The 6500-nt window shown below is 46.7% G+C and carries 7 protein-coding genes; all 7 read right to left on the bottom strand.

Annotated features, from left to right (window positions below):
• Positions 1 to 107: 107 nt before the first annotated feature.
• Positions 108 to 863, bottom strand: a complete 756-nt coding sequence (locus GY683_RS01205) for a hypothetical protein (RefSeq protein ID WP_297287017.1) — start codon at positions 861 to 863, stop codon at positions 108 to 110.
• A gap of 319 nt (positions 864 to 1182) precedes the next feature.
• Positions 1183 to 3192: a PilC/PilY family type IV pilus protein gene (locus tag GY683_RS01210; RefSeq protein ID WP_297287018.1), complete on the bottom strand. Its 2010-nt coding sequence runs from the start codon at positions 3190 to 3192 to the stop codon at positions 1183 to 1185.
• Positions 3179 to 3817: a hypothetical protein gene (locus tag GY683_RS01215; RefSeq protein ID WP_297287019.1), complete on the bottom strand. Its 639-nt coding sequence runs from the start codon at positions 3815 to 3817 to the stop codon at positions 3179 to 3181. The genes GY683_RS01210 and GY683_RS01215 overlap by 14 nt, the downstream gene beginning before the upstream one ends.
• A complete protein-coding gene (locus GY683_RS01220) occupies positions 3814 to 4803 on the bottom strand; it encodes a PilW family protein (RefSeq protein WP_297287020.1) in 990 nt (329 codons plus the stop codon). The genes GY683_RS01215 and GY683_RS01220 overlap by 4 nt, the downstream gene beginning before the upstream one ends.
• Positions 4804 to 5325 carry a prepilin-type N-terminal cleavage/methylation domain-containing protein gene (locus GY683_RS01225; RefSeq protein WP_297287021.1) on the bottom strand — a complete coding sequence of 174 codons (522 nt, stop codon included), beginning with the start codon at positions 5323 to 5325 and terminating at the stop codon, positions 4804 to 4806. It abuts the gene before it with no gap.
• Positions 5325 to 6107 (bottom strand): hypothetical protein, encoded by a 783-nt coding sequence (locus GY683_RS01230; protein WP_297287022.1) that lies wholly within the window; start codon positions 6105 to 6107, stop codon positions 5325 to 5327. The genes GY683_RS01225 and GY683_RS01230 overlap by 1 nt, the downstream gene beginning before the upstream one ends.
• Before the next feature lie 32 nt (positions 6108 to 6139).
• A partial coding sequence (locus GY683_RS01235; RefSeq protein ID WP_297287023.1) for a phospholipase A occupies positions 6140 to 6500 on the bottom strand: 361 nt, incomplete at its 5' end.

Genomic DNA, 6500 nt, shown 5'->3' on the forward strand with positions numbered 1-6500 from the left:
ATTATCTTGGGCTTATTTATTTAACTATGCGAAAGTGAACTTATTACTTCTAGAATATCAAAATAAAAACAGCCCGAATAAACGGGCTGTTTTTATCAAAGATCTGATTAGAAGCGGTAAGTTGCACCAACTTTTACGATTGGGAACCAGTTTGCATAGTCTTTAGCTTCGATGTCACGCTCTGCTTGAGCTGCCAAAGAATCAACGGACATCTCATTCTGACCATTAACATCAGCTGCACGACCTGTTCCGTTTGCAGTGATATTAGCATCTGCTTTACCTAGATAGGTAGCACCAACTTCACCAAATACACCCCAGTTATTGCCGATGTTTGGACGGAAGCCAACGGTCAAATAAGGCGCTAATTTATTGCGGTGCTCAAGGGTACCTTCCAAAGTGCCAACTTCATTTTGATCATAATCCACACCACCGATACGATAAGTACCATTGCTACTTGGATTAGCACGTACTTTGATTTCGTTATCAGGGACAATCACACCTGCACCAACGGTAAACCAGTTCGCCGCTGGGCGAAGCTGTACGCCTAAGTATGGGTTAGAAAAATCAGTCTCTACTTGGTAGTTTACGCCATTAGCATCGAAGTTATCGTTGATGGCTTCTGCGATGTTACCACCAGCCCAACCTGCTTGCAGTTCAACGCGATCGTTGGCAGCCCATGCGATGTTAGCACCATAACCTAACGAACCTACTTCCAGGCTCACTGCCGCAGGTTTGGTTGCAGTTTTAAAGAATGTCTTAGTGCCATCCACTAACGTTGCACCTGTATCAGTCACAACATTCGCCATCGCGCTAGTTGATAGTAGTACGGCTGCACCGATCATTGATAGTTTAAGGGTTTTCATAGATTTCTCCTAAAATACAAACCGTGTGAGCTTAACTCATTTAATTAATCTCACATCTAGTCCGTGTTGTTTGTTGTGAGTCTATTTAAAATTAAAACGATTTTGATGGGTTTGTCTAGCGATGTTTTGATGGTTTTGTATAGCTTTGGATAGTTTATAATCATTGTTGTACGCATTTGGGTAACAAAAGCGAAATTGCTTACATAAATTGTACAATGTCCACCATACACCAACTGCCAATTATTGTCAGTCCAATATAAGCTTAATGCTTACAATAAGCCATCGTACAAATTCGATCAGCAGCGGATTTATTCCAAAATTAATAATTATCGCCAATATTTCTTACGTCATACCAACGTGTCGGACGAATGGTGCGAAGCATTTGCATGGCGAGCGTATTATTCTCAGCATTAGGCTCATCAGGATCATTCATATCAACGCCATCAATATCTAATCGATCATCCACACTTGGACGCAACAACTGCCAAGACGTCGCGCCGCTATGGGCATTTACCATCGCGCCTGCCGTCCAACCGCCTTGAATGATGGGTGATATCAATGCACTTTGATTATTGATTGGTGCATCATTCTGATTGGAGAGTAACGACGTATCGCGCGAGCACATGCCAAATGGCAAGCAGTAAGTCTGCAGCTGACTTATCGTGTCAGACGGGCAAGCCTTAGGTTGAATCACACTTAACTGATACATACCATGCACGCCGCGCTTAGATGAGCGTTTGGATGTTGGTACAACAACCCCTCCGCCCATAACAGTCACCGCATCATTGCCGTTAATCTGAAGCTTATGATACCAGCCTGCAGAATGTGCGATGGATCTTTGTGATGGTGCGCTTGCAGGGCTGATGGGTTCGGGCTGATTTTTTGAGATGGGAGAATAACGCTCACGATTGATCAATCCTTTATCAAAGATGCCATAAACATGATTTGGCTTGCCATCTACGATACTTTGATCATTCGAGGCAATAGTTATCAGCGCAAATCGCTTAGCGCCCATTTGTGCCGCATAATCACCAGAGGGATAAATACTAACAATGGGCTTTTGATAAAAATGAGCGCGATTTTTATCAAATATCGGCAAGCTGTCATCATTGGCATGAAAGATACGCACTGCTTGCGCACTCATGAAGTCAGCACCGACATTAATACGAAAAATTTGTCCGCCCAAATCTGCGGCATAGACATGATCAAACATGCCATCACGCTGCCTATCCACTAAGGTCAGCTCACTGCCGAAACTGTGGCGCATGTCTTTAAGATTCAAGCTGTCATTTTGCCACTCGGTTATTTTTTGACCAGTTAGCGCATCAATGACATAAATGACAGCACCATTCGCGGCAGACTTTTGGCAACTCGCTACATTGTTCTCATAGCAGCCATCCACGCCGCCACCAAAGACAAATACCGCACGGCTCTGATCCGTCTGTTTAATATATCCCAAAGAAATGGGCGCATGAATATAGCTTAGACGATCGAAGTTAGCATTTGGTGCGATGTCATAGAGCACCTTGGGCGAGCCGCCTTTGGTGACATCAGTTACATCCAATGCCATCATTCCTGCGGCACTCCGACCAAAACCACCAATTGCAATCAGTCTTGCTTTACCATCCGTGCGCACCTCATGCAGCGACCACTGCGCATCCACGCCAAGTTGCGCACCAAGAATTCGGCGAGGCATGTACGCCATGATTTGCCCACCTGTCGATGCATCCACCATGCGCAGCACGCCCAATGAATCACCATAGATCATCACACCTGTGGGCGTATGAATGCTCGGCGGGTAGATAACCGCACCAATCGGTACGGTGGACGAATCAATACCGATAGCGCGCCTGATGTGTTGCAATTCATCATCTGTATAGCCTGATGGCAGATTGACATTGTCGGGGGACACCTTGATAAGCTTGTTGCTACTTTTATCAGCAGGCATCCATAGATAGCCATCCGACTTATGTCGCGATAGCATGCCTTTGGTGCCAAATTGGTTAAAGTTCAAACCTGTCGCCCACAGATCAGCACCCAAAGCCACAGATCCATTACGATAAATAGGCAGGTTATTTCTATCCATAATGATGCCCGATTGAGTGCGATATTTTAGAAGATTACCCTCCAGCCCATATTCGGTAGGATACAACGCGGTGACATAGGCGTGATTGTCATGCGCCATCATGCTGGTTAATGTCGGCGCGCTCAGACAGGATCCATCCGCCAATACACTTTGGGTAAATAGCTGCGCCCAGCTCGTAGTAATGCCAGAGATGAATATCAGAAACACCAAACCAGCCTTAACGAGCCGATTATTCATAACCATAATAAAACTCCTGCACCAGCATCTGATGCATGATGCCTTCATCCATAAGGCATCGCTTGGCTTGCATTGGCTCTGTGGTACAGCTGCCATCTATTTGCCTCTCAGCTGCAAGCACATACACCGTAAGATGGTAATTGGTCCAATCCACATCATCCACCGCCTGCAAATCATCCAATGGCACACCTGATGGCGCATGACTAAAATCATCCGCATCGCCCGTATCTGCACGCAAAGACAGCCAAAGCAATACTTGATTATCTTGGCATGTCATGGAAGCAGGCATTATCACCATTCTAGATGGCACAAAATTACCCCGACCCAACGCTGGATCGTAGCATAAATGCGCAATCACAAGGTTGTCATCGCTTGGTAGATTCTGATGGTAAGAGATGAGCTTATCAAGCATGCCTTGATCGACGGTTAATATCTGTCCATCTTTTAGCATCGCCAACGGCGCATCTGCCGACACAAACAGCTCATTCGCCTTACCTGTTGTAAAAGACAATCGAGTGTCATTAAGGCTTTGGCGAATGGCTAGCGCAGAGAGACCGACAACCAACAGCACCGCCACCAGTACAATTAACAGCACAAACCCACCCTCTCGCCTGCGATACCCATATCTCATGGTGCATCTCCTGCATACTTGGCATTTCTTAGGGCGATACTCACCTGATGGAGCTGTCTGTCGTAATTGGCGCCGTCCTCGTTTACATGAACCATCGTGCCAAATACATCAAACGATTGTGCTGGTGCCTCACCATCAGACAATGGCGTTACCGAACGGCTCAGCAGTGCCAGATTGATCGTTACAATCGGTTCTTGTATTTTTGATTTTTGATAATCTGCTATGGTCATCAGGCGAATGCCGTCGGGCATTTGGACGCCCAATTGCACCCATAATCCCTCCACATGACTCGCCATGATTGCACCTTGCCCGCCCAGTCCGTATACGACGTTAGCCTTTTTGGTATCTTTGGCATCAGCGTCGATGATGGCATTAATGTAGCTTGTTGAACTTTGGGAGAATTTACGATCTCTTGTACTGTCGCGCTTAATACTCTCAGGTACAAACCGAGCGGCATCACAGCGTAGATTCATCACAACATCATCCATCTGCACAAAATACCGCTCTATTACCACTTGTCCACCCACCTGCGCCATCTCGCCACCCTTTAGACGCACACGTCTGGGACCTAGAGCGATATCTCCCTCGCAGTCCCACATTTCCTGCGGTGCACGATAGATGATGGTAAGCTGTTCAGATGGGATATTGATTCGATTGACTCGGCCTGCCCTAGATGCACCTGTCAGATAGCGGTCAATGTTGTTAGGGGTTTCTTGTCTTGAAAGCTGATCTGCATCGATCAGCACGCCCATAGGATTTGGACGATCTAGCACCGAGCCATCAATACCCAACCCAGCTAAGCGCACATTACTAATCATGTTGGGCAGCACAAAGGACTGATGATTAATCTCTTCGGCAGCGCGCTCTTGGCTTATCGCTGTGCGCATGCTTAATATGTATAATTGCCCTGCCATCAATGCAATCACCACACCAATGAATAGCGCCACCATCATCTCAATTAAGGTAAATCCACGCGCATGCTTCATCTAGTGCACCACCATGGTCATGCACGTCGCACCTGGGTTGATGCTGCCGTTTGCATTCATACAGCCATTAACGGCGATACGTGCAGGCGTCTCGCCCCACGCTGCGATGAGACATCGCTGGTTGTTGCATGGCAAGATATTAAGGCGAATGCCATGCGCAGCAGCAGCTTTGGCGATCTGTAATCCTTGATGTCTGACAAACATCTCTTCATTGCAGCTTTTGGTGTGACAAGGCAGACTCACCGCTAGGATGGATTTTTGGTAATGATTCATCTGGTCGATCCCTACACCTTGGTTTAGCTGATTCAGCAGTCGCTCATAATCCTCTCGAGCATCATCTGTTACATCTCTTAATAATTCCGCCTGAGCACTCATCGCTGATACTGCATGCGCGCGCATGGTAGCGCTTTGGCTTTGGTGCAGTGATTTCATTTGCACCATCAAAAAGCCAAGCACCGCCATAGACAGAATCAATAGCGCCACCAACACCTCAATCAAACTAAAACCCATCTGCGCGCGCATCATCCCTCCTTGGTCTGTAGCAGCGACATCTGTGCCGTACCATGTGCAGCACACACTGCGATGATTCTTATATCCGGTGAATATCTCATGATTGCACCTGCTGCTGCCTGAATCGTCGTACCCGTGGTCGCCACGTCATCAAATAATACCAGCTGCCTTACAGGTGGTGCGTCATTTAACACAAAAGCATCTTGAATATTATCAAGTCGCGCCTGCCGACCCAGCCCTCGCTGATGATCGCTATCAGCAATACGACTTAGACCCTGCCAAATGGGCAATTCCCAATGATATGCCAACCATTTAGCAAGCACCATCACAGGATAAAAACCACGCTTTACCAATCGCTTATCGGTAGTCGGCATAGGGATGATGGCGGTGTTCTTGGCATGACAGCCCACGGGCTTTGGTAATTGGCGCAGCGTATGAACCAGTATCATCAATGCAGAGAGATTCTCATGATCTTTGAACTGATTAAGCGCTTGATTGGTAGGATATTGATAATGTGTGGCAAAATATAAATGAAAAAATCCAGGATTGTCAGAGACGTCAGTTAATGCTTTGAGGCGCACAGGTGGCAGTCGCCATGTCATCAGATGATGGCAAGTATCACAAAGTAGGTTGGTATTGGCAATACTCTTGAACAGTTTAAATCTACCAATCTTGGCTTGATTATCTTTAGACGCATGGTGCACATAAGAATAAACAGGTTCATGACATAAGGCACAAAGACGATGCCATCTTTGCGCCTGTACTGCCAAAAAATAAGGAGGTACGCGCACCAATTCGGTACGCGCAGGACGATTTGGACGCCTATTTATAGACCCATCCAGTCGTTTAACATCACACCCACACCGATCGATGTGGCCTCGTGGTTGTAGTCGATCAGCGACTGACCATAACCCTGGAACAGCTGCACATAGCCGCTGATGCCATTACCGATAGGATGTACGTAGTCTAGCTGTAGCGCACCTTTTCCTGTTTTTGGGTTGTAGCGGACTGTGCCTGAGATGTTTTTGTTATTATCCAGCTGATATAGGAATTTTACATCGCCATAGCCGTAATAATCTAGAATGTCTGGGTTGTCATCAGGCTGTACGTCATTACCCTCTTTTAGGATACGACCCCATAGACGCGGCATGACAGTCAGCTTACCCCATTCCATGCCTGCCATCATG

The sequence above is a fragment of the Moraxella sp. genome, assembly GCF_024227015.1.
GTDB lineage: Bacteria > Pseudomonadota > Gammaproteobacteria > Pseudomonadales > Moraxellaceae > Moraxella.